The organism is Nitrincola tapanii, from assembly GCF_008368715.1.
Taxonomy (GTDB): Bacteria; Pseudomonadota; Gammaproteobacteria; order Pseudomonadales; family Balneatricaceae; genus Nitrincola; species Nitrincola tapanii.
On record NZ_SMRS01000009.1, the window covers coordinates 45,299 to 65,518 of the forward strand.

Annotated in this window: 22 protein-coding genes; 4 read left to right on the top strand and 18 right to left on the bottom strand. The window is 49.5% G+C overall.

Annotation, left to right across the window (positions count from 1 at the left end; genetic code table 11):
• Nucleotides 1–22: 22 nt before the first annotated feature.
• The gene (gene phoR, locus E1H14_RS11835) at nt 23–1,357 is read left to right on the top strand and encodes a phosphate regulon sensor histidine kinase PhoR (protein ID WP_149391694.1); all 1,335 of its coding nucleotides are present in this window, start codon (nt 23–25) and stop codon (nt 1,355–1,357) included.
• Between the two features lie 20 nt (nt 1,358–1,377).
• A complete protein-coding gene (locus E1H14_RS11840) occupies nt 1,378–2,319 on the top strand; it encodes an NADP-dependent oxidoreductase (protein WP_149391695.1) in 942 nt (313 codons plus the stop codon).
• Here the strand turns inward: E1H14_RS11840 and E1H14_RS11845 are convergent, their stop codons facing one another.
• From E1H14_RS11845 to E1H14_RS11855, 3 genes are read right to left on the bottom strand one after another with little or no spacing between them, the layout of a single operon-like run.
• Nucleotides 2,320–2,769: a hypothetical protein gene (locus E1H14_RS11845; RefSeq protein WP_235017455.1), complete on the bottom strand. Its 450-nt coding sequence runs from the start codon at nt 2,767–2,769 to the stop codon at nt 2,320–2,322.
• Between the two features lie 22 nt (nt 2,770–2,791).
• Nucleotides 2,792–3,052, bottom strand: a complete 261-nt coding sequence (locus E1H14_RS11850) for a hypothetical protein (RefSeq protein ID WP_235017456.1) — start codon at nt 3,050–3,052, stop codon at nt 2,792–2,794.
• Nucleotides 3,049–3,648, bottom strand: a complete 600-nt coding sequence (locus E1H14_RS11855; protein ID WP_149391697.1) for a YjaG family protein — start codon at nt 3,646–3,648, stop codon at nt 3,049–3,051. Before E1H14_RS11855 ends, E1H14_RS11850 begins: the two co-directional genes overlap by 4 nt.
• A gap of 172 nt (nt 3,649–3,820) precedes the next feature.
• Between E1H14_RS11855 and hexR the strand changes: the two genes are divergently transcribed.
• Nucleotides 3,821–4,711 carry a transcriptional regulator HexR gene (gene hexR, locus E1H14_RS11860; RefSeq protein WP_200834102.1) on the top strand — a complete coding sequence of 297 codons (891 nt, stop codon included), beginning with the start codon at nt 3,821–3,823 and terminating at the stop codon, nt 4,709–4,711.
• Between the two features lie 193 nt (nt 4,712–4,904).
• Nucleotides 4,905–5,111, top strand: coding sequence for a PA3496 family putative envelope integrity protein (locus E1H14_RS11865; protein ID WP_149391699.1), 207 nt, complete (start codon nt 4,905–4,907; stop codon nt 5,109–5,111).
• Nucleotides 5,112–5,191: 80 nt separating this feature from the next.
• Here E1H14_RS11865 and glmS read toward each other — a convergent pair whose 3' ends face one another.
• The 15 genes from glmS to mnmG form a co-directional block, all read right to left on the bottom strand.
• The gene (glmS, locus tag E1H14_RS11870) at nt 5,192–7,018 is read right to left on the bottom strand and encodes a glutamine--fructose-6-phosphate transaminase (isomerizing) (protein WP_149391700.1); all 1,827 of its coding nucleotides are present in this window, start codon (nt 7,016–7,018) and stop codon (nt 5,192–5,194) included.
• Nucleotides 7,019–7,028: 10 nt separating this feature from the next.
• A complete protein-coding gene (gene glmU / locus E1H14_RS11875) occupies nt 7,029–8,411 on the bottom strand; it encodes a bifunctional UDP-N-acetylglucosamine diphosphorylase/glucosamine-1-phosphate N-acetyltransferase GlmU (RefSeq protein ID WP_149391701.1) in 1,383 nt (460 codons plus the stop codon).
• Nucleotides 8,412–8,526: 115 nt separating this feature from the next.
• Nucleotides 8,527–8,952 (bottom strand): F0F1 ATP synthase subunit epsilon, encoded by a 426-nt coding sequence (locus tag E1H14_RS11880; RefSeq protein ID WP_149391702.1) that lies wholly within the window; start codon nt 8,950–8,952, stop codon nt 8,527–8,529.
• Nucleotides 8,953–8,985: 33 nt separating this feature from the next.
• Nucleotides 8,986–10,365, bottom strand: a complete 1,380-nt coding sequence (gene atpD, locus E1H14_RS11885; protein WP_149391703.1) for a F0F1 ATP synthase subunit beta — start codon at nt 10,363–10,365, stop codon at nt 8,986–8,988.
• Nucleotides 10,366–10,402: 37 nt separating this feature from the next.
• Complete coding sequence (atpG, locus tag E1H14_RS11890; protein ID WP_149391704.1) at nt 10,403–11,272, bottom strand: F0F1 ATP synthase subunit gamma; 870 nt, start codon at nt 11,270–11,272, stop codon at nt 10,403–10,405.
• Nucleotides 11,273–11,366: 94 nt separating this feature from the next.
• The gene (gene atpA, locus E1H14_RS11895) at nt 11,367–12,911 is read right to left on the bottom strand and encodes a F0F1 ATP synthase subunit alpha (protein WP_149391705.1); all 1,545 of its coding nucleotides are present in this window, start codon (nt 12,909–12,911) and stop codon (nt 11,367–11,369) included.
• A gap of 15 nt (nt 12,912–12,926) precedes the next feature.
• Nucleotides 12,927–13,463, bottom strand: a complete 537-nt coding sequence (locus tag E1H14_RS11900; RefSeq protein WP_149391757.1) for a F0F1 ATP synthase subunit delta — start codon at nt 13,461–13,463, stop codon at nt 12,927–12,929.
• Nucleotides 13,464–13,475: 12 nt separating this feature from the next.
• A complete protein-coding gene (locus tag E1H14_RS11905) occupies nt 13,476–13,946 on the bottom strand; it encodes a F0F1 ATP synthase subunit B (protein WP_149391706.1) in 471 nt (156 codons plus the stop codon).
• Between the two features lie 72 nt (nt 13,947–14,018).
• Entirely contained in the window at nt 14,019–14,243 is a 225-nt protein-coding gene (atpE, locus tag E1H14_RS11910) for a F0F1 ATP synthase subunit C (RefSeq protein ID WP_036520659.1), read from the bottom strand.
• 73 nt (nt 14,244–14,316) lie between these two features.
• On the bottom strand, nt 14,317–15,141 hold the full coding sequence (gene atpB, locus E1H14_RS11915) for a F0F1 ATP synthase subunit A (protein WP_149391707.1): 825 nt from the start codon (nt 15,139–15,141) through the stop codon (nt 14,317–14,319).
• A gap of 16 nt (nt 15,142–15,157) precedes the next feature.
• Nucleotides 15,158–15,577 (bottom strand): ATP synthase subunit I, encoded by a 420-nt coding sequence (locus E1H14_RS11920; RefSeq protein ID WP_160142062.1) that lies wholly within the window; start codon nt 15,575–15,577, stop codon nt 15,158–15,160.
• 141 nt (nt 15,578–15,718) lie between these two features.
• Nucleotides 15,719–16,636 (bottom strand): ParB/RepB/Spo0J family partition protein, encoded by a 918-nt coding sequence (locus tag E1H14_RS11925; RefSeq protein WP_149391709.1) that lies wholly within the window; start codon nt 16,634–16,636, stop codon nt 15,719–15,721.
• 2 nt (nt 16,637–16,638) lie between these two features.
• On the bottom strand, nt 16,639–17,454 hold the full coding sequence (locus E1H14_RS11930) for a ParA family protein (RefSeq protein WP_149391710.1): 816 nt from the start codon (nt 17,452–17,454) through the stop codon (nt 16,639–16,641).
• Nucleotide 17,455: 1 nt separating this feature from the next.
• Nucleotides 17,456–18,082, bottom strand: coding sequence for a 16S rRNA (guanine(527)-N(7))-methyltransferase RsmG (gene rsmG / locus E1H14_RS11935; protein WP_149391711.1), 627 nt, complete (start codon nt 18,080–18,082; stop codon nt 17,456–17,458).
• Nucleotides 18,083–19,978 carry a tRNA uridine-5-carboxymethylaminomethyl(34) synthesis enzyme MnmG gene (mnmG, locus tag E1H14_RS11940; protein ID WP_200834103.1) on the bottom strand — a complete coding sequence of 632 codons (1,896 nt, stop codon included), beginning with the start codon at nt 19,976–19,978 and terminating at the stop codon, nt 18,083–18,085. It abuts the gene before it with no gap.
• Nucleotides 19,979–20,220: the final 242 nt, after the last annotated feature.

A 20,220-nucleotide genomic window follows, 5' to 3' on the forward strand; every position in this document is an offset into this window, starting at 1 on the left:
CTGAGGGAGGGCTTAGGCCACCATGTACCGCTCACGCTTCCTGCTGTTGCAAAGCCTACTGCTCACACTCCTGCTGGCAAGCTTGATCGGATGGTTTTTGGGTGATCTGCGTCTTGGTGCGCTACTTGGCACACTCGCCTGGGCTGGCCATTCAATTTGGCAATTTCAGCGTCTATTAAAATGGGTGCAACAAGACCCCCAGGATGAACCCCCTGATGCCAGCGGTGCTTGGGGGGATCTCTGCTATGCCCTGTACCGCCGACAACGTGCGGCACAGGAGAGAGAAACATCTCTACGCGGTGTCATCCGTCGTTTCCAACAATCCTCTGCCGCGCTCAACGATGCGATTGTAATTATCGACCAGCATAATCACCTGGAATGGTGGAATCGCTCTGCGGAAACACTCCTTGGCTTCAAAACCAAATCGGATCGCCGTAAATCGATTCTCAACCTGCTCCGTGATCCCCGTTTTGTGCGTTATTACCGCAAAGGTCAGTATCAAGAGCCATTGGAGTTGGTTTCTCCACGCGATCCTAACATGACCTTGCTTTACAACATCATCCAGTTTGGCGAGGGGGATCGACTCCTGGTCGCTCGCGACATCTCACGTCTTAAGCGCTTAGAACAAACTCGCCAAACCTTTGTGGCCAATGCCTCACATGAGCTGCGCACCCCACTGACAGTGATGCGCGGTTATCTGGAAACCTTTTTAGAACAGGATTTACCGCGTCCCTTACTGCGCGGATTAAGTCAGATGCAGCAACAAACTCAGCGTATGGAGAGCCTGGTGCGTGATCTGCTGCTGCTCTCTCGCCTAGAGTCTTCGCAACAGATCCAAAGTGAAGAGCCGATTGAAATTCATCACCTACTGAAACGAATTCAACGTGATGCCCTGATTCTCAGTGCCGAAAAACAGCAGCAGATCACGCTCGATCTAGACGCGGACAAGGATCTACTCGGACAAGAGAGTGAACTTTACAGCGCATTTTCCAACCTGGTATTCAATGCTGTGCGTTATACCCCTGCACAGAGTGAGATCCGCATCCGTTGGCAAACGGATTCCAGCGGTGGGCATTTCAGTGTCTGTGATAACGGCCCCGGCATCGAAGCCATGCACCTTCCACGTTTGACCGAGCGCTTCTACCGAGTGGATGAAGGGCGCTCAAGTGAAAGCGGTGGTACCGGTTTAGGCCTTTCTATCGTTAAACACGTGCTGATGCGCCACGGTGCGCGTTTGGAGATTCAAAGCAAAATCGGACAAGGAAGTTGTTTTATCTGCCACTTCCCAGCGGATCTTTTGACACAGGTGGAAATAGACGCCAGTGAAACGGATAATAACGCCCTGCCGCTTCATTAATTTTTCCTGCGGGGTTGTTTATGCACGCCATCCGAATTCATGCTTTTGAACCCGATAATCTTGTCTACGAAGAGTGTGAGCGACCCACACCTCAAGCCGGTGAAGTTCTGATTCGAAACCAGGCTGCAGGGGTCAATCCCATCGATTGGAAGACCGTGAGTGGCGGGGGTGCCTGCGGTTTTATCGAGCAGCTCCCTTATATCCCCGGTTGGGAGTTCAGTGGCATTATCGAAGCCTGTGGTGAAGGCGTAGAAAACTGGCAGCCTGGCCAGGCCGTGTTAGGCTTCATCCGCTTTCCTCATCCTGCCAATTGTTATGCCGAGTATCTTTGTGCACCGGCAGATGAGATTACTCTGCGCCCCGAGGGCGTGGACGCGATTCAAGCGGCTGCGCTGGGTCTGACGGGCCTCACTGCTTGGCAAGCCTTATTTGAAGCCGCGGCTTTAAAAGCCGGTGAAAAAGTCTTGATTCTGGCCGCCGCCGGTGGTGTCGGACACCTTGCTGTGCAACTGGCGGTGGAAGCCGGTGCCGAGGTGACGGCAACCGCTTCGATACAAAATCATGCGTTTTTACGCAGCTTAGGTGCCCACACCTGCTTAGACTACGCAAACCTAGACTGGTCAGCCTACCGCGGGCAATTTGATGTGATTCTGGATGGCATTGGCGGAGACGCTGGGCTTCAAGCCTTACCTAGCCTTAAAGCCACTGGACGTTGTGTCACTCTACCCTCCGTCACCGCTGCACAGATCATTGCCGCGGCAGAAGGACAGGATTGGCAGGTCATGGGTATTCGCGCCCGCCCCGATGCCCAACAACTGGCCGGATTGGTCGAGCGCCTGGCGCAAGGCCGTTTACATTTAGCGATCGACAGATCACTGCCTCTCACAGAGGCCGCGACAGCACACAAGTTAAGCGCGAGCGGACACTGTCGCGGCAAGCTGGTTCTGAGCGTTGAATTCTAATTAAGAATTAGGAAGTGCGGAGGCGCTGCAGAGCTGTTGTTGCTGACGTAATAACAAGCGGCAGCCTTCGCCACGAATATTTTTCTCCCAACAGGTGTAACGTGCCCACTCCTTAGCGTCCTCGGTGGGCTTTTCCGTGAATTCCGGCACCCCCTCACAGAAGCCTTCGCTGGGTGCAGCCATCTCCCAACAAGCCTTTAGAAACGTGCCCTGTGCTACTGTGCAGACAAAGTTTGAATCGGGACAGAGATCAAAAGCACGCAAAGCTTGATCTAAACAACCTTGCTGATCACTGGTCTGACCTGCCAACAAGCCGGCTTCGCGCTGTGCTTGAGCTTCTTCTTGACGATTTTGATTAAAGCCCTGCAACCAGCTTGGCGCCAGCAGCCAAACAATCAAAGCCACGGATAACAAAACCAGAATCCATAGGGTGCGTTTTTTGCTTAACACAGGCATACCTTAGAAAAAGAAGTTAGGCTTTTTTATACAGGCCCAAAACACTGAATACTAAACCCAGGCAAGAGAGCAGCATGGCGAGATTGATCCAAGTGCCAAAGCGCGCCATCAAAGGTACAAAGGGATGAGAGGTTTGCAGATCACACACCGCCTTAAGGTAGTCGTAACTGCCCCCCATCGCCAGGCAATCATCCACCCTTGCTTGCTCAATAAAAAACAGCAAGAGAAGTGCGACCACCGGTAAAATGAGTAAACACAAACCCAAACGTAGCATCATTCTTCGTCGTCACTGATTCCGATATTACTGAAACCTTCATTATGCGCCAGACGACGTAAGTCCGCGATCATCGCCGGAGTCGGATGCTCAGTCGACAACAAACGCTCTAAGACGTCTTCACGGAAGGCATCCTCTTCCTGCATCAGCTCATGATTCGCGATAAAGCGCATCAGATCCACATCGGACATCTGCGGATCTGCCAGGTTCACCTCGATAAACGTCGCCACGCTTTCTTTAGACAGATTGGCCACACTAAACGCATCGTCTACATCGCCTTCGAGAATGCACAGGAGGGTGGAATAGAGCGCCACAACCGCATCCAGTGCCGGCATCGCACCATAAAGATCAAAATCATCAAGTGAAGGCATATTGCCTTCGACCACATCCAGCTGAACCTCAAAGTTCATTTTGGCACCGGTTCCGGATAGATGATTCCAAACACCGTCCATGATCTGGCGCACTTTCTGAGCATCACCAAATTTCAAGAGCTTGGAGAAGAGTGTGAAGTTGGGCAACATGCGCTCGCTGAATGCGGCTGAAAACGCATTGAGCTGCCAGGGTTTAAGTGATTCCAACTGTTTTTTTAACGCCTGCATGAGAAATATCCACACTCAAAATTGATCTTTCTATTGTACGTCTTCAAGACCAAGATCTGTAGCAATCTCATCCATGCTTTCATTGAGAATTCACGGTCGACAGGTTAGGCGTCTGCCCGTTTCATTGATATACTGCTTTTTGCTGGCTTGAATGAACTCACGGGTATATGAATTGAACTCCTTCAATCTCCTGAAATCCATCGCAGATTCGCGAGAAAAACTACGCAAATCAGAGCAAAAGGTCGCTGATTATGTGCTGGCGAATCCTAACGATGTCATTCATATGCGCATTGTGGATTTGGCCTCAGAAGCCAATGTCAGTGAGCCGACGGTCGTGCGTTTCTGTCGTGCGCTCAATTATGACGGTTTCCAGGATTTTAAACTCACCCTAGCCCAGGGTTTGGCCAGCAACGCCAGCTTCGAAAAATTTTCGATGGACTCAAAAGACACCGTCATAGAGTTTAAACAGAAAATTTTTGATTCGATGATCGGTAATCTCATCAATATTCGTGAACAACTCGATCCCGAAACGCTTGAAGAAGCCATCGATGCTTTAGCCAAAGCGAATCGTGTTGAATTCTATGGCTTTGGGGCTTCGGCCCCGGTCTGTGCGGATGCACAGCATAAATTTTATCGCTTGATGGTGTCTGCAGCCGCTTATTCAGACCCACATATGCAGACCATTTCTGCTGTCACGCTACGTCAGGGTGATGTGGTGGTGGCGATTTCACAAACGGGACGCACCAAAGATCTGCTGCATACTGTGCGTTTGGTAAAGGAAACAGGGGCGACTGTGATTACCCTTTGCCCGGGTACCACGCCGCTTGCCGATCTGGCCACCATTCCTATTCATGTGGATGTGGAAGAGGATAAGGATCTCAGCACCCTTATGTCTTCACGTGTTGTCCATCTTGTGGTCATCGATATTTTAGCCGTTGGGGTTGCCATGAAACTCGGCCCGGCACTTTTTGATCATCTCAAAACCATCAAACGCAGCCTGCGTAGTCTGCGCCAAAATGATCGTTTGTTACCCACTCGTCGCCAGTCAGATAACAATGATTAAGGCAACAAAGAATTGATTTCCAAGTCATCTGTTCGTCACACGCCGTGCGTAATCTAAGCTCAATTTGTTCGTTTGGATGTTTGTAATCCGTCGCAGAATCGGTTAAAAAATGATCTGGGACTTTTTACAGCAAGATGCTTTAAACATCCCTAAAGCATCGTCCATATCTGCAAAACAGATCGGAGCCTAGACTATGCTGATACGCGCTGAGCAGGATCTCAACCCTATCGAGACCGAAGTATTCGACCTCTTAGTGGGCTATGACATCGAAGAGAAAAATCGTCGTAAGCAATTGGCCTCCAAACGCCTTCTTGAAGCCAGACGTGCTATCGAAAAGAAGCGTGAAGAAGAAGCCTTAGCCACTTATGTCGATCAGGAGCGCTGGTTCGATAACGACTAGCCGCCTCAGTCTCTCTTCTAGACAGAAAAAAGCCAGTGGGTGAGCACTGGCCTTAGGTTTTTGACTGCTTGAGTCCAGCACTACTCAACGGTAACCGATTTCGCTAAATTGCGCGGTTGATCCACATCCGTTCCCTTAATCACAGCGACATGATACGACAACAACTGAAGTGGCAGAGTATACAAAATCGGTTCCATCAAGCGTGAGACTGGGGGTAGTGAAATCACACTGATCCCTTCTTCCTGCTGAATACTTTGTCGATCGCCACTGAACACAAAGAGCTCACCCCCGCGCGCGCGGACTTCCTGCAGATTGGCTTTTAATTTATCCAGCATCGAATTCTTTGGAGCGACCGCAACCACCGGCATCTCTTTATCCACCAAGGCCAGAGGGCCATGTTTCAACTCACCGGCTGGGTAAGCTTCCGCATGAATATAAGAAATCTCTTTCAGCTTTAATGCGCCTTCCATCGCGACTGGATAGAGGCTACCTCGACCTAAAAAGAGAGTATGATGTTTTTCAGCAAAGGCTTGGCTCATCTCCTCAATTTGTGAGTCGAGTTTGAGGAGATCTTGCATCTGCTCAGGCAGCGCTAACAGATTCTGAACTATCTCCGCCTCCTGCTCTGAGCTTAAACCATGCCGTCGAGCCAAGGCCAAAGTGGTCAGCATTAACGCCACCAACTGTGAAGTAAAAGCTTTAGTCGAAGCAACGCCTATTTCAGGACCCGCATTGGTCATCAAAGACAGATCGGTTTCACGCACCAACGAACTGCCTGGAACATTACAGATTGCCAGCGAAGATAAAACGCGTCCTTTGACTTCACGCAAAGCAGCCAGCGTATCTGCTGTTTCGCCCGACTGAGACAAACAAATTAATAAAGTGTCTTGCGGTATCACCACTGAACGATAACGAAACTCACTGGCAACCTCCACGTGGCAAGGAATACCCGCTAACTCTTCAATCCAATAACGTGCCACCATCCCCGCATGATAACTGGTACCACAGGCGAGCAGTTGCACGCTTTTGACTTGATCAAAAACCTCGGCGGCAGCGACACCAAAGGCCTGTTCCAGAAGATGATCCTTGTAAACGCGCCCTTCCAGTACTTGGCGCATCACTTGTGGCTGCTCATAGATCTCTTTCAGCATAAAATGCTTAAACGGGCCTTTCTCCGCAGCAGCACCTGTGTGCTCATAAAGATGGACAGCACGCTCCACGGCATGATCTTGATCGTCATGAACTTTAATGCCGCTACAGCTCAGCTCTGCAATATCACCATCTTCCAAAAACATAAAACGATCTGTCACGGGCAAAAGGGCAAGCTGATCTGAAGCGATGAAGTTTTCCCCCATGCCCACACCTATTACCAGAGGGCTGCCTTTACGTGCCGCCAGCAATTTATCGGGCTGTTGACGATGCATAATACCCAGAGCAAAGGCACCTTCTAGCTCTGCTAAGGTGGCGCGTAAGGCTGTGTAGAGCTCGCCACTTTGCCGATAATTCAAATCCAAAAGATGCGCGACAACCTCAGTATCCGTGTCGGAACTGAACACATATCCCTGAGCTTGTAACGCTGCCTTAATCACCTCGTAGTTTTCAATGATACCGTTATGCACTACAGCTAACTCCGCGCCAGACATGTGTGGATGTGCATTGGCTTCAGTGGGTTTGCCATGAGTCGCCCAACGGGTATGAGCGATGCCTAAGTTGCCGATAACCGGCTCCTGCGCAAGCGCATCTGCTAGTGCCTGCACCTTACCAGCCCGACGTACACGTGTAATACCCTGTGTATTCAGCAACGCCATACCCGCAGAGTCATACCCGCGATACTCAAGACGACGTAATCCTTCTAATAAAATCTCAGCAACCGGTCTAACAGCGATCGCACCGACGATTCCACACATGCCCTGCTCCTTATTTTTCGCGCTTAGTTGGACGCGTCCAGTTGTCTAGGTTACGTTGTTTCGCACGCGCCACAGCTAATTGCCCAGCTTCGACCGCTTTATTTAAAGTGGAACCTGCCCCTACGGTGGCATTTGCACCCACTTTAACCGGTGCAACCAGAGCGGTGTTGGAGCCGATGAAGGCTCCGTCTTCTATCTCAGTCAGAGACTTATTCACACCATCGTAGTTGCAGGTAATGGTACCCGCACCGATGTTCACCTCTGAACCTATCTGGGCATCTCCGATATAACTGAGATGATTCACTTTACTGCCCCGACCTATAACAGACTTCTTCACTTCCACGAAATTACCAATACGGGTTTGAGTCGCTAAATCCGTACCCGGACGTAAGCGCGCAAAGGGCCCAATCGTTGCCTGAGCACCTACTTGCGCGCCTTCAATCACGCTATTCGCTTCAATGCGTGTGTAGGCACCTATATGGCTGTTACGTATCAGGCAATTTGGACCTATGACAACCCCTTCTTCTAAAATCACCTCACCCTCGAACACACAGTTAATATCAATACTGATATCTATCTCGTGCTTGAGTGATCCTCTTAGATCAAAGCGCTGTGGGTCCGCCAGACTCACACCTGCCGCCATCAAAGCTTGCGCTTGACGCATTTGATACCAACGCTCCAGAGCCGCTAATTGACTGCGCGTATTCACGCCCTGAACTTCCTCTTCCGCTTGCGGCTGTAATGCCCGAATACGCACTCCTTCTTCCGCAGCCATAGCAATGATATCCGTGAGATAGTATTCACCCTGCGCGTTGTTGGCTGACAAGCGCGGCAACCAGTCGGCTAAAGCCTCGGCCTTAACTGCCATAATGCCGGTATTCACCTCAGCAATTGCCTTTTGTGCATCGGTAGCGTCCTTATGCTCAACAATCGCGACCACATCCCCCACCGGACTGCGCAAAATACGTCCGTAACCCGCGGGGTCTGCAAGATTTACAGTTAAGAGTGCAAGATCACCCTGCTGAGCCACACTTACCATTGAGTTTAAGAGTGACGACGGTGTTAAAGGCACATCCCCATACAGAATCAACACGACGGAATCTTTAGCACAAGCAGGCAAGGCTTGAGCGACCGCATGGCCAGTGCCTAATTGCTCACGCTGCCAGGCAATCTGAATAGGTTGCGCACTGATTGTTTCGCTCTGAATGTAGTCCACCAGTTGATCACCACCGTGGCCCACCACCAGGTGCAGACGTGCATCCTGTAGTTGTGCAGCGCTGTTCAGCACATGGCGTAACAAGGGTTGGCCCGCAAGCGGATGCATCACTTTGGGTAGGGTAGACTTCATCCGGCTTCCCTGTCCGGCCGCAAGAACGATAACATCGATAGACATGAGTGAAGACCCAGTGTGTAGAATGGATGTAAGATTTTACCAGAAACCCGCTGAGCTGGGAGCTAAAACGCAAAAAGCAGCCCGAAGGCTGCTTTGTATGCAATCAAAGTTCGACTTATTTGCCGAGCTTTTTCTTGATCTGCTGCAGGGTACGCAGCTGTGCTGCTGCTTCTGCCAGCTGAGTTGCCGCACGTGAGTACTGGAACTCGCCTGACTTGTCTGCAATCGCATGTTGTGCGTGCTTCTGAGCTTCAAGAGCTGCGGCTTCATCCAGATCTTTAGCATGCAGAGCCGTGTCTGCTAATACCGTGACCTTGAAGGGCTGCACCTCGATGAAACCACCGGACACATAAAACACGTCCTGTTCGCCACCCTGCTTGCGCAGTTCGATCGGGCCTGGTTTCAGTTCCGTTAACAGCGGAGTGTGACCGGGCATAATACCCAGGTCACCCAGGCTACCTGTCACTGAAACGAACTCGACCAGACCAGAGAAGATCTCTTCTTCCGCACTGACGATTTCGCATTGAACAGTTACAGCCATGTTGATTACCTCTTAATAAGGTTCCGCCAGAACTTATTTCATGCCCTTGGCTTTCTCAATCGCTTCTTCGATTCCACCGACCATGTAGAACGCCTGCTCAGGCATATGGTCGTACTCACCATTCAGGATGCCTTTAAAGCTACTGATGGTGTCTTTCAGAGGAACGTATTTTCCTGGTGAACCGGTAAATACTTCCGCTACGAAGAACGGCTGAGACAGGAAACGCTGAATTTTACGTGCGCGAGATACGGTTTGCTTGTCTTCATCAGACAGTTCGTCCATACCCAGAATCGCAATGATGTCTTTCAGCTCTTTATAACGCTGCAACACACCCTGAACATTACGAGCAACTTCGTAGTGCTCCTGGCCGATAACCAGCGGATCCAGCTGACGTGAAGTAGAATCCAGTGGATCTACAGCCGGATAGATACCCAATTCCGCAATCTGACGTGACAGTACGACTGTCGCATCCAAGTGGGAGAAGGTGGTCGCTGGTGATGGGTCAGTCAAGTCGTCCGCAGGTACGTATACCGCTTGGATAGACGTGATAGAACCGACTTTGGTAGAGGTGATACGCTCCTGAAGAACGCCCATCTCTTCCGCCAGAGTTGGCTGGTAACCTACTGCTGAAGGCATACGACCTAAGAGTGCAGACACTTCAGTACCCGCCAGGGTGTAACGGTAGATGTTGTCAACGAACAACAGAACGTCACGACCTTCATCACGGAATTTTTCCGCCATGGTCAGACCCGTCAAAGCAACGCGCAGACGGTTTCCTGGTGGTTCGTTCATCTGACCGTAAACCAGAGATACTTTGTCCAATACGTTGGACTCTTTCATCTCGTAGTAGAAGTCGTTACCTTCACGAGTACGCTCACCCACACCCGCGAACACAGAGAAACCACTGTGCTCAATCGCGATGTTACGGATCAGCTCCATCATGTTTACGGTTTTACCTACACCTGCACCACCGAACAGACCGACTTTACCACCTTTCGCGAAGGGGCAAACCAGGTCGATAACTTTGATGCCGGTTTCCAACAGATCGTTGGAAGCTGACTGATCCGCATAGGAAGGGGCTTTACGGTGAATCGGCATGCGCTCTTCTTCACCAATCGGGCCCTGTTCGTCAATTGGGTTACCCAAGACGTCCATAATACGGCCCAAAGTTGCTGTTCCCACTGGAACAGAAATTGGGGCACCTGTGTTCACAACGTCCAGACCACGGCTCACGCCTTCAGTCTGACCCATTGCAATTGCTCTGACTAACCCGTCGCCCAGCTGCTGCTGAACTTCAAGTGTCAGGCCGGTTTTCGTGACGCTCAGCGCATCATAAACCTTCGGAATGGCATCGCGTGGGAATTCCACGTCGACAACCGCACCGATAATCTGAACAATACGTCCGCTACTCATGTTCGGATCCTCTTAACGTTTAAACCTGTTCACTGTATTAAACAGCAGCAGCACCGCTAACGATCTCAGAAATTTCCTGAGTAATCGCTGCCTGACGAGCTTTGTTGTAAACCATCTTCAGCTCGTCGATCAAATTGCCCGCGTTGTCTGTTGCGTTCTTCATCGCTAGCATTCGCGCTGCCTGCTCACAGGCAATGTTCTCAATAACCGCTTGATAGACGACAGATTCTACGTAGCGAATGAAAAGTGCTTCGAGAAGCTCTTTTGCATCGGGCTCGTAAAGGTAATCCCAGCTGCGATTGAGCCGTTCATCTTTTTCGTCTTCGCTCGCTTTCGCTGGCAGGATCTGCTCAACTGTCGGCTTCTGGGTCATGGTATTCACGAACTCGTTAGAGACGATGAATATCTTGTCCAGCTTGCCCTCTTCAAAGGCATTTAGCATCACCTTGACAGAACCAATCAGGTCCGCCAATTCAGGGGTATCACCCAGATGCCCTTTTGCAGCAACAACGTTGCCACCGAAGTTCTTGAAGAAGGTAATCGCTTTATTTCCCAGTGCACAGATATCAATCTCAACATTCTGTGAATGGTACTCTTTCATAGCACTGACAGCTGTTTTGAACGTGTTGACGTTCAGACCGCCACACAAACCACGATCCGTAGAAACGATGATAAAACCCACGCGTTTCACTTCACGTTCTTGCATGTACAGATGGTTATACTCAGGATTGGCCGTTGCCAAATGCTGGATAACCCCCTTGATACCGTTTGCATACGGGCGGGAAGCTTTCATGCGATCCTGAGCTTTACGCATTTTTGACGCAGCCACCATTTCCATGGCGCTGGTAATCTTGCGTGTGCTACCGATGCTCGCAATCTGTGTCTTAATCTCTTTTCCGACTGCCATAAGTTCCGCCTCTGATCCTAACTCAGTCTAAGAGTCTACACCCGTTTAGGATGTAGACTCGCATACTCAGAAAAGTCTATGACTTTTCGAGTGATTACCAAGTCTGGGTAGATTTGAACTTATCGATGCCAGCTTTGAATTTCGCAGAGATTTCATCGTTGAAATCACCGGAAGCATTGATCGACTTCATCAGATCAGCATATTCGCTGTTGAAGAAAGAGATCAGAGCAGATTCAAACGCACTGATTTTGTTCAGTTCTACATCTTTCAGGTAGCCTTCGTTGGCCGCAAACAGGCTCAAGCCCATTTCCGCTACAGACATCGGTGAGTACTGATTCTGTTTCATCAGTTCTGTCACGCGCTGACCGTGCTCCAACTGTGCGCGGGTTGCTTCGTCCAAATCGGAAGCAAACTGAGCAAAGGCCGCCAACTCACGGTACTGTGCCAATGCCAGACGCACACCACCACCCAGCTTTTTGATGATCTTAGTCTGAGCGGCGCCCCCTACACGGGATACAGACAGACCGGCGTTGATCGCAGGACGGATACCGGAGTTAAACAGATCAGACTCTAGGAAGATCTGGCCATCGGTAATCGAAATTACGTTGGTTGGTACGAACGCCGAAACGTCACCACCCTGAGTTTCGATTACAGGCAGAGCTGTCAGAGAACCTGTTTGGCCTTTAACTTCGCCATTCGTGAACTTCTCAACATAATCTTCGTTTACACGAGCAGCACGCTCAAGCAGACGAGAATGGAGATAGAACACGTCACCTGGATAAGCTTCACGTCCTGGTGGACGACGCAGCAACAGGGAGATCTGACGATACGCCCAAGCCTGCTTAGTCAAGTCATCATAAATGATTAGGGCGTCTTCACCACGATCACGGAAGTACTCCCCCATGGTGCAACCAGAATAAGGTGCTAAGAACAGCATAGATGCTGGATCTGCAGCACCGGCAGCGACAACAATGGTGTGATCCATTGCACCGTGCTCTTCCAGTTTGCGTACCACGTTAGCGATAGTAGACTGCTTCTGACCTACGGCGACGTAGATACACTTAATGCCAGTCCCTTTCTGGTTGATGATCGCATCGATCGCGATTGCTGATTTACCAACCTGACGGTCACCGATGATCAACTCACGCTGACCACGTCCAACCGGTACCATCGCATCAATTGCCTTCAGACCTGTCTGTACAGGCTGATCAACTGACTTACGAGCAATTACGCCCGGTGCTACTTTTTCAACAGCATCCGTCAGTTTGGTATTGATTGGGCCTTTACCATCAATCGGGTTACCCAGCGCGTCAACAACGCGGCCAAGCAGTTCAGGACCCACAGGTACTTCAAGAATACGACCTGTGCAGCGAGCAGTCATGCCCTCTACCAGACCTTGATAATCACCCAGAACCACAGCACCGACAGAGTCGCGCTCAAGGTTCAGAGCCATACCATAGATACCACCTGGGAACTCGATCATTTCGCCGTACATTACATCGGCCAGACCGTGAATCAGGATGATACCATCAGATACGCTTACGATTGTGCCCTCATTACGGGCTTCAGAAGACACATCCAGTTTTTCGATGCGCTTCTTGAGAATCTCGCTGATCTCAGATGGATTCAGTTGCTGCATTGTTATTCCCCATACTCAGGAATTCATCGCTTCGGCCAGTTTCGCCAATTTCGCGCGAACCGAACCGTCGATCACAAGGTCATTTGCGCGAAGGATGATTCCTCCCAGAATGGACTGATCCACCTGAGAAGTAATTTTGACTTCGCGTCCCAGTTTGGAGCGCAGTGCTTGAGCCAGTGTATCAACCAGTTGCGGATCCAACTCATAAGCAGTCGTCATATCAACATCGACTGACTTTTCATGCTCAGCTTTGAGCTGGTCGAACTGTACTGAAATTTTGGGAAGCAGAGCCAGACGCTGATTTTCAGCCAGCAGATAAATAAAGTTCTTACCTGCATCGTCTAGTTTTTTGTCACAGACTGAGATGATCAGCTGTGCTTTCTGTTCCGCACTCAGTGAAGGCGTTCCAAGAACTCGCTTCATTTCGCTGTCATTCACAACGACCGCTGTAAATGAGAGCATTTCTGACCACTGATCGAGGCCGCCCTTATTCAGCGCAAACTCAAACGCTGCTTTGGTATAAGGCCGTGCGATTGTGTTGAGTTCAGCCATCATAAACCTCGCTTAAAGCTCAGCGGCCAGTTTTTCAACTAGCTTGACATGTGCTTTTTGGTCAACAGAGGCTTCCAAAATCTTCTCAGCGCCAGCAAAAGCCAGGACTGCAACCTGTGCACGGAGAGCTTCCTTCGCACGGTTAATGTCCTGCTCGATTTCGGCTTGAGCAGCGGCTTTCACGCGCTCAGCTTCAACACGAGCCTGTTCTTTTGCTTCTTCGATGATAAGGTTAGCGCGCTTGTTGGCCTGTTCAATGATGGCAGCAGCCTGGATCTTGCTTTCACGCAGATCATCTGCCACTCGCTCTTGAGCCAGTTTCAGATCACGTTCAGCACGATCAGCTGCATCCAAACCTTCGGCAATCTTCTTCTTACGCTCTGCCATGGCAGCCGTAATCGGCGGCCATACATATTTCATGCAGAACATGACAAAGATCGCGAACGCTATGGCCTGACCAATGATGGTGAGATTAATATTCACGCCATTACCCCTCGCGGTTGATTTGTATGGTTAAGACCCTAAGGCCAGCCCCAAAGGTATAATTACCGGCTATCAACCTGCGAACAGCATGTACAGTGCCATACCTACACCGATCATCGGAACCGCGTCCACCAGACCGACGACGATGAAGAACTGGCTACGCAGCAGAGGAACCAGCTCAGGCTGACGTGCAGCACCTTCCAGGAACTTACCACCCAGCAAACTTACGCCCAGAGCACCAGCCAGTGCAGACAGACCCAGTAGCAGAGCAACAGCGATAAACAGCAGTTCAGCCATTTTTTTTCTCCAACATTTTCAAAGGTTAAAGTTAAATGAAAACCAGTTTTTAAGTTCAGCACTGACCAGTAGATCAGTGCTCGTGCTCATCATGCGCCATCGCCATATAAACGATAGTCAGAACCATGAAGATAAACGCCTGCAGAACGATTACCAGGATATGGAAGATCGCCCAGGGTACTGAAAGCACCCACTGAATCCAGAACGGCAAGAGCGCGATCAGGATAAAGATGATTTCGCCTGCATACATGTTTCCGAACAAACGCAGCCCCAGAGAAACCGGCTTAGCAAACAGGTTAACCAACTCTAGGAAGAGGTTGAACGGAATGAAGTATTTACCTAATGGCTGCAATGAGAGCTCTGCAGCAAAACCTTTCACGCCTTTCACCTTGATACTGTAATAGATGATCAAGAAAAAGACGCTGAAACTCATGCCCAAAGTGGCATTGATGTCGGTGGTCGGTACGATTTTCCAGTAAGGAAGACCCATTTCACCGGCAATATAAGGAATGAAGTCAACTGGGATCAGTTTCAACAGGTTCATCAAGAAGATCCAGACAAACACCGTCAACGCCAGAGGCGCTATAGTCGGATTATTGTGATGGAAAATACTCTTAACGTTGTCCTGTACAAATTCAATCACTACTTCTACGAAGTTCTGCAAGCTACCTGGCACACCACTCACGGCAGCATCAGCAACTTTCTTGAATAACCAGATGAAGAACACACCGGTTAAGATTGAAAAGAACATGGTATCGACATGGATCGCCCAGAAACCCATCTCAGCCGCTTTCTGGCCTCCAGCAAATCCCCAGCCATCGACAGGGTGATTACCAAAGGTCAAATTACTTAGGTGATGGGATATATATTCTGAGGATGTTGGGTTTTCGCTTGCCATTCTCAGTTACTCTCAGTCAAAGTTTTTGGAATCGGTTATTCATTTTTAACTGCAAATACCAACCGGATAGCTGCAGCAGAATATAGGTGGTGAACAGGGCAAACCCATTCAACGGACTGACCCATGCAAAGGTCAGACTGAAGAGGGCGATGGCTAACAGCACTTTCCCCACTTCACTTGTGTATACATTGGCTAAGATCTGCTTTGGTGATCTCAACTGACCTTTCGCTAACACTCTTAGACTGAACCAGGCGGCTGGAATGATATAGAGCAGGCCACCAATAAATGCTGAATAGGCTGAGGTAAAGTCTTTCAGCATCAACAACAAGGATATCGCGCTAGTCAGTGCAAGTTGCAGAAGATGCACTTGCAGTTGACTTCGTGACAACTGCTGGTTTTGTTTGCTTTGGCCTAAACCAAGACCTGCAGTGTTCATCAATTTCTGTCGATCCTGTTGTATCATTTTTGGGTCGCAGTCTTTTCAGTCGGGCGATTATAGGGGTTATACCCTGCTGACTCAACAGCTGTATCACCGCTCTAGCACTAAGGTCTTAAGCTTCTTGGCCCGAGGCAGCAGTTATTCTATACCCTTCTGAAGATGCTGTAAGATCGCTTCAAGCTGCTCATCAGAACTGAAACGAATACTGATCTGCCCTTTGCCCTGAGCACTGGCAGATATTTTCACTGGGGCGGCCAGCAAACGCGATAAACTTCCCGACAGATCTTGATAAGCATTGCCAACTGGGGGTTTCGCTTTAGGTGCTAAGGCCGATTCACCCTGCTGCAAACGTTTCACCCGCAATTCAGTTTCGCGTACTGACAAGGCTTCTGCAATCACGCACCGCGCTAATTCCACCTGTTGCTCAGGCACTAAGGTTAACAATGCACGAGCATGACCCATATCCAGGTCACCGCGCTCTAACCACTCCTTAACCTGATCTTCGAGTTGCATCAAACGCAGAAGATTGGCAATGGTGGAGCGTGATTTACCTACTGCATCAGCGACAGCCTGCTGAGTTAATCCAAACTCTTGCTGTAAGCGCTGGAGCGCTATCGCTTCTTCCATTGGATTTAGATTTTCACGCTGAATATTTTCGATCAGCGCCATAGCAATCGCGGCTTCATCTGGGACATCACGAATGAGCACCGGAATCTGCTGTAAACCTGCAATACCGGCGGCACGCCAGCGCCTTTCACCGGCGATGATTTCATACTGTTGCTCGGCAATGGGACGCACAATAATCGGCTGCATCACCCCCTGTTGGCGGATGGACTCAGCCAACTCCTCCAGAGCTTGGGGTGACATATCACGACGTGGCTGGTAACGGCCTCTTTCGATCTGATTCAAACTTAAATAACACAGGTCTGATGCGCGACTGGCTTCAGCACTCTTCTGTTCTTGCGTTTCTGGGGTCAGGCTGACAGCAGGTTCATCACTCAAGCCAGATAATAGAGCATCCAGGCCACGTCCGAGGCCACGTTTTTTAATGACCATAATTAAGCAGATTCCTGTGCGTCAGTCAGAGTTTCTTCTAAGTCCTGCTGAGAATGTTCAGTGCGACGAATTAACTCACCGGCCAAGGCTAAATAAGCGAGGGCTCCACGTGAGTGTTTGTCATACTGGAGCACGGGCATACCGTGGCTAGGCGCTTCGGCAAGGCGAACATTTCTTGGCACCACCGTGCGATACACCTTATCTCCAAAGTACTCGACCAAATGGGCGGATACATCTTTGGTCAGACTCATCCGTGGATCAAACATGGTGCGCAAGATCCCTTCGATTTTGAGCATCGGATTCAAGCGTTTGTTAATTTTCTCGATGGTGCCGATTAACGCGCTGATCCCCTCTAAAGCATAGTATTCACATTGCATCGGGATGATGACACCTGAGGAGGAGGAAAGCGCATTCACCGTAAGTAAATTTAATGAAGGGGGGTTATCGATGAGAATAAAATCATAACGATCCATCACTGGCATCAGTGCCATTTTTAAGCGAAATTCACGACGCGGCAGCTGTAATAGCTCAACTTCAGCTGCCGTGAGATCTCCATTCGCGCCCAACAGATCATAACCACAAGGCAGGCCTGTGATGAGGCTCTCCTCAACGCTTTTTTCGCCCATCAGCACTTCATAAGCAGAAGATTGTAGAGTGTGTTTGTCCACTCCACTGCCCATGGTCGCATTTCCCTGCGGATCCAGATCAATCATCAAGACACGTTTTTTCGTGGCTGCGAGTGAAGCGGCCAGATTGACACAGGTGGTGGTTTTACCCACACCGCCTTTCTGATTGGTGATGGTCAGAATTTTCGCCACTTCAGGCTCTCCCTAAGATCAAAAGATGGCGCTCGCCTGGTGTACCCGGTACCGCTAAGGAGTGACAGGCTTTCAGTGCAAATCCCTGAGGGATCGCTTGCAATTCTTGTTCAGGATACACCCCTTTCATGGCCAAACATACGCCTGACGGCGCACAGAGATGGCCACTCCAATTCAACATATCTTCTAAGGATGCAAAAGCCCGTGAAATCACCTGATCAAAAGGTTCTCTAACCAGCTTTTCAACTCGACTTTGTACCACCTCAAGATTCTCTAAACCCAGTTCAAATTTCGCCTGTTGTTGGAAGCGTGTTTTTTTGCCATTGCTGTCCAAGGTGGTGACTTTAAGTTCGGGATAGCAGATGGCCAAAGGGATGCCCGGTAAACCGGGACCGCTGCCGACATCCAACAACCTCCCTTGCGGCTGTACATAAGGTAAGACCGATAAACTATCAAGAAGATGGCGATTGACCATCTCCGAAGCATCGCGCACTGCCGTCAAGTTATAGGCCTGATTCCATTTCATCAGCAGGCATAAATATTGATACAAAGAGTCCTGCTGAGGCGCAGAAATGGCTAATCCAAGCGCTGATATGCCTGCCGCTAATTGAGCTTTTAACGCCTCCATTCAGGGTGCCACCTGTGCCATTTTTTGCGTCATCTGCTGTTTTTTCAGATACACCAGAAGTAATGACAAAGCCGCCGGTGTCATACCCTGAATACGTGAAGCCTGAGCCAAGGTTAAGGGTTGAATGGCGCTGAGCTTTAAGCGCAACTCATTCGATAACCCACTGACGGCAGCATAATCAAAGCCTTCAGGAATACGCGTATTTTCTTGACGACGCATCTGCTCAATCTCTTCGCGCTGACGCTCAATATAACCGGCATATTTGAATTGAACTTCCACTTGTTCAGCCACCGCAGTATCGGCAACAGCCTGTCCCTTCAAATCAGCAATATCGGCATAGGTCAGTTCAGGACGCTTAATCAAATCAGCCAGGGCATATTCGCGCTGCATCGGGCTACTCAGTTTGTGATGGATCTGTTCCGCTTCAGGACTGTCGGGGTGGATCCAGGTACTGCGCAAACGCTGAGATTCTAACTCGATAGCTTCGCGTTTCTGTTCAAAATAGCGCCAGCGTTCCTCACCCACTAACCCTAGCTCACGTCCTTTTTCTGTCAGTCGCATATCGGCATTATCTTCACGCAAGATCAATCGATATTCCGCACGGCTGGTAAACATCCGGTAAGGCTCAGATGTGCCCAGTGTAATCAAATCGTCAACGAGCACACCGATGTAAGCCTCATCGCGTCTAGGTGACCAGGTTTCTCGTTCTTGAGCTTGGCGAGCGGCATTCAGTCCGGCTAACAAACCCTGTGCACCGGCTTCTTCATAACCCGTGGTACCATTGATTTGACCTGCAAAGAACAAGCCCTGAATAAAGCGTGTCTCCAGTGTGGGTTTTAGATCCTGAGGGTTAAAAAAGTCATACTCAATCGCATAACCTGGGCGTGTAATAAATGCCTGCTCACAGCCGCGGATGGAACGCACTAAATCCAGCTGTACATCAAAAGGTAAGCTTGTTGAGATGCCATTTGGATAAAGTTCGTGGGTGGTCAAACCCTCAGGTTCAATAAACACCTGATGCTGTTCTTTATCGGCAAAACGATGAATTTTATCTTCAATAGATGGGCAGTATCTCGGACCTATCCCTTCGATGACTCCGCTGTACATGGGTGAACGATCAAGATTGTCACGAATGATCTCATGTGTACGTGCATTGGTGTGTGTAATGTAACAATCTATTTGAGCAGGATGATCACTGACCTTGCCCATAAAAGACATCACCGGTGTCGGGGTATCACCGGGTTGAGCCTGCATCTTGGAGAAATCAACACTGCGCGCATCGATACGCGGCGGAGTGCCGGTTTTTAAACGATCCACACGGAAAGGTAATTCACGCAGACGTTGAGCTAAACGGACGGAAGGTGGATCACCGGCACGTCCTCCCTGGTAGTTTTCCAAGCCAATATGGATAAGACCCGCTAAGAAAGTCCCTGCCGTCAGTACCACACTTTTCGCATAGAACTTCAGACCACTCTGGGTGATGACCCCCTGTACCTGATCGCCTTGTAAAACTAAATCATCTACCGCCTGCTGAAAAATTTGCAGATTCGGCTGATTTTCCAACATCTGACGAATGGCGGCTTTATAAAGTAAACGGTCGGCTTGTGCACGTGTTGCTCGTACCGCAGGGCCTTTACGCGCATTCAAAACTCGAAATTGAATGCCGCCTAGATCTGTTGCACGCGCCATCGCGCCATCTAAGGCATCAATTTCACGTACAAGATGACTCTTTCCTATGCCCCCGATGGCGGGATTACAGGACATCTGTCCAAGAGTTTCGATGTTATGTGTCAGTAACAGCGTTTTAGCTCCCAATCGAGCCGAGGCTAAGGCCGCTTCAGTACCGGCATGTCCGCCGCCTATAACAATCACATCAAAGTGGTCAGGATAGTCCACCATTCATTTCACCCTTGGTCTACAAGCCCATTCTTGAGCGGTTTTTCGAAGCGGCTAAGTATACCCCTGAGCGCACAGAGAAGAAATGCTCAAAAAATAACCAATTCTTACTTACGATGATTAAATAAAGAAAATTAAGATGTATATGAAAAGAAGATTATGTTTGTGATGATTATTAAGCCCCCAAAAATCTGAGGAAAAGGCTTTTTTTTCTATTCATAACAATGAATTAGACTATGTAT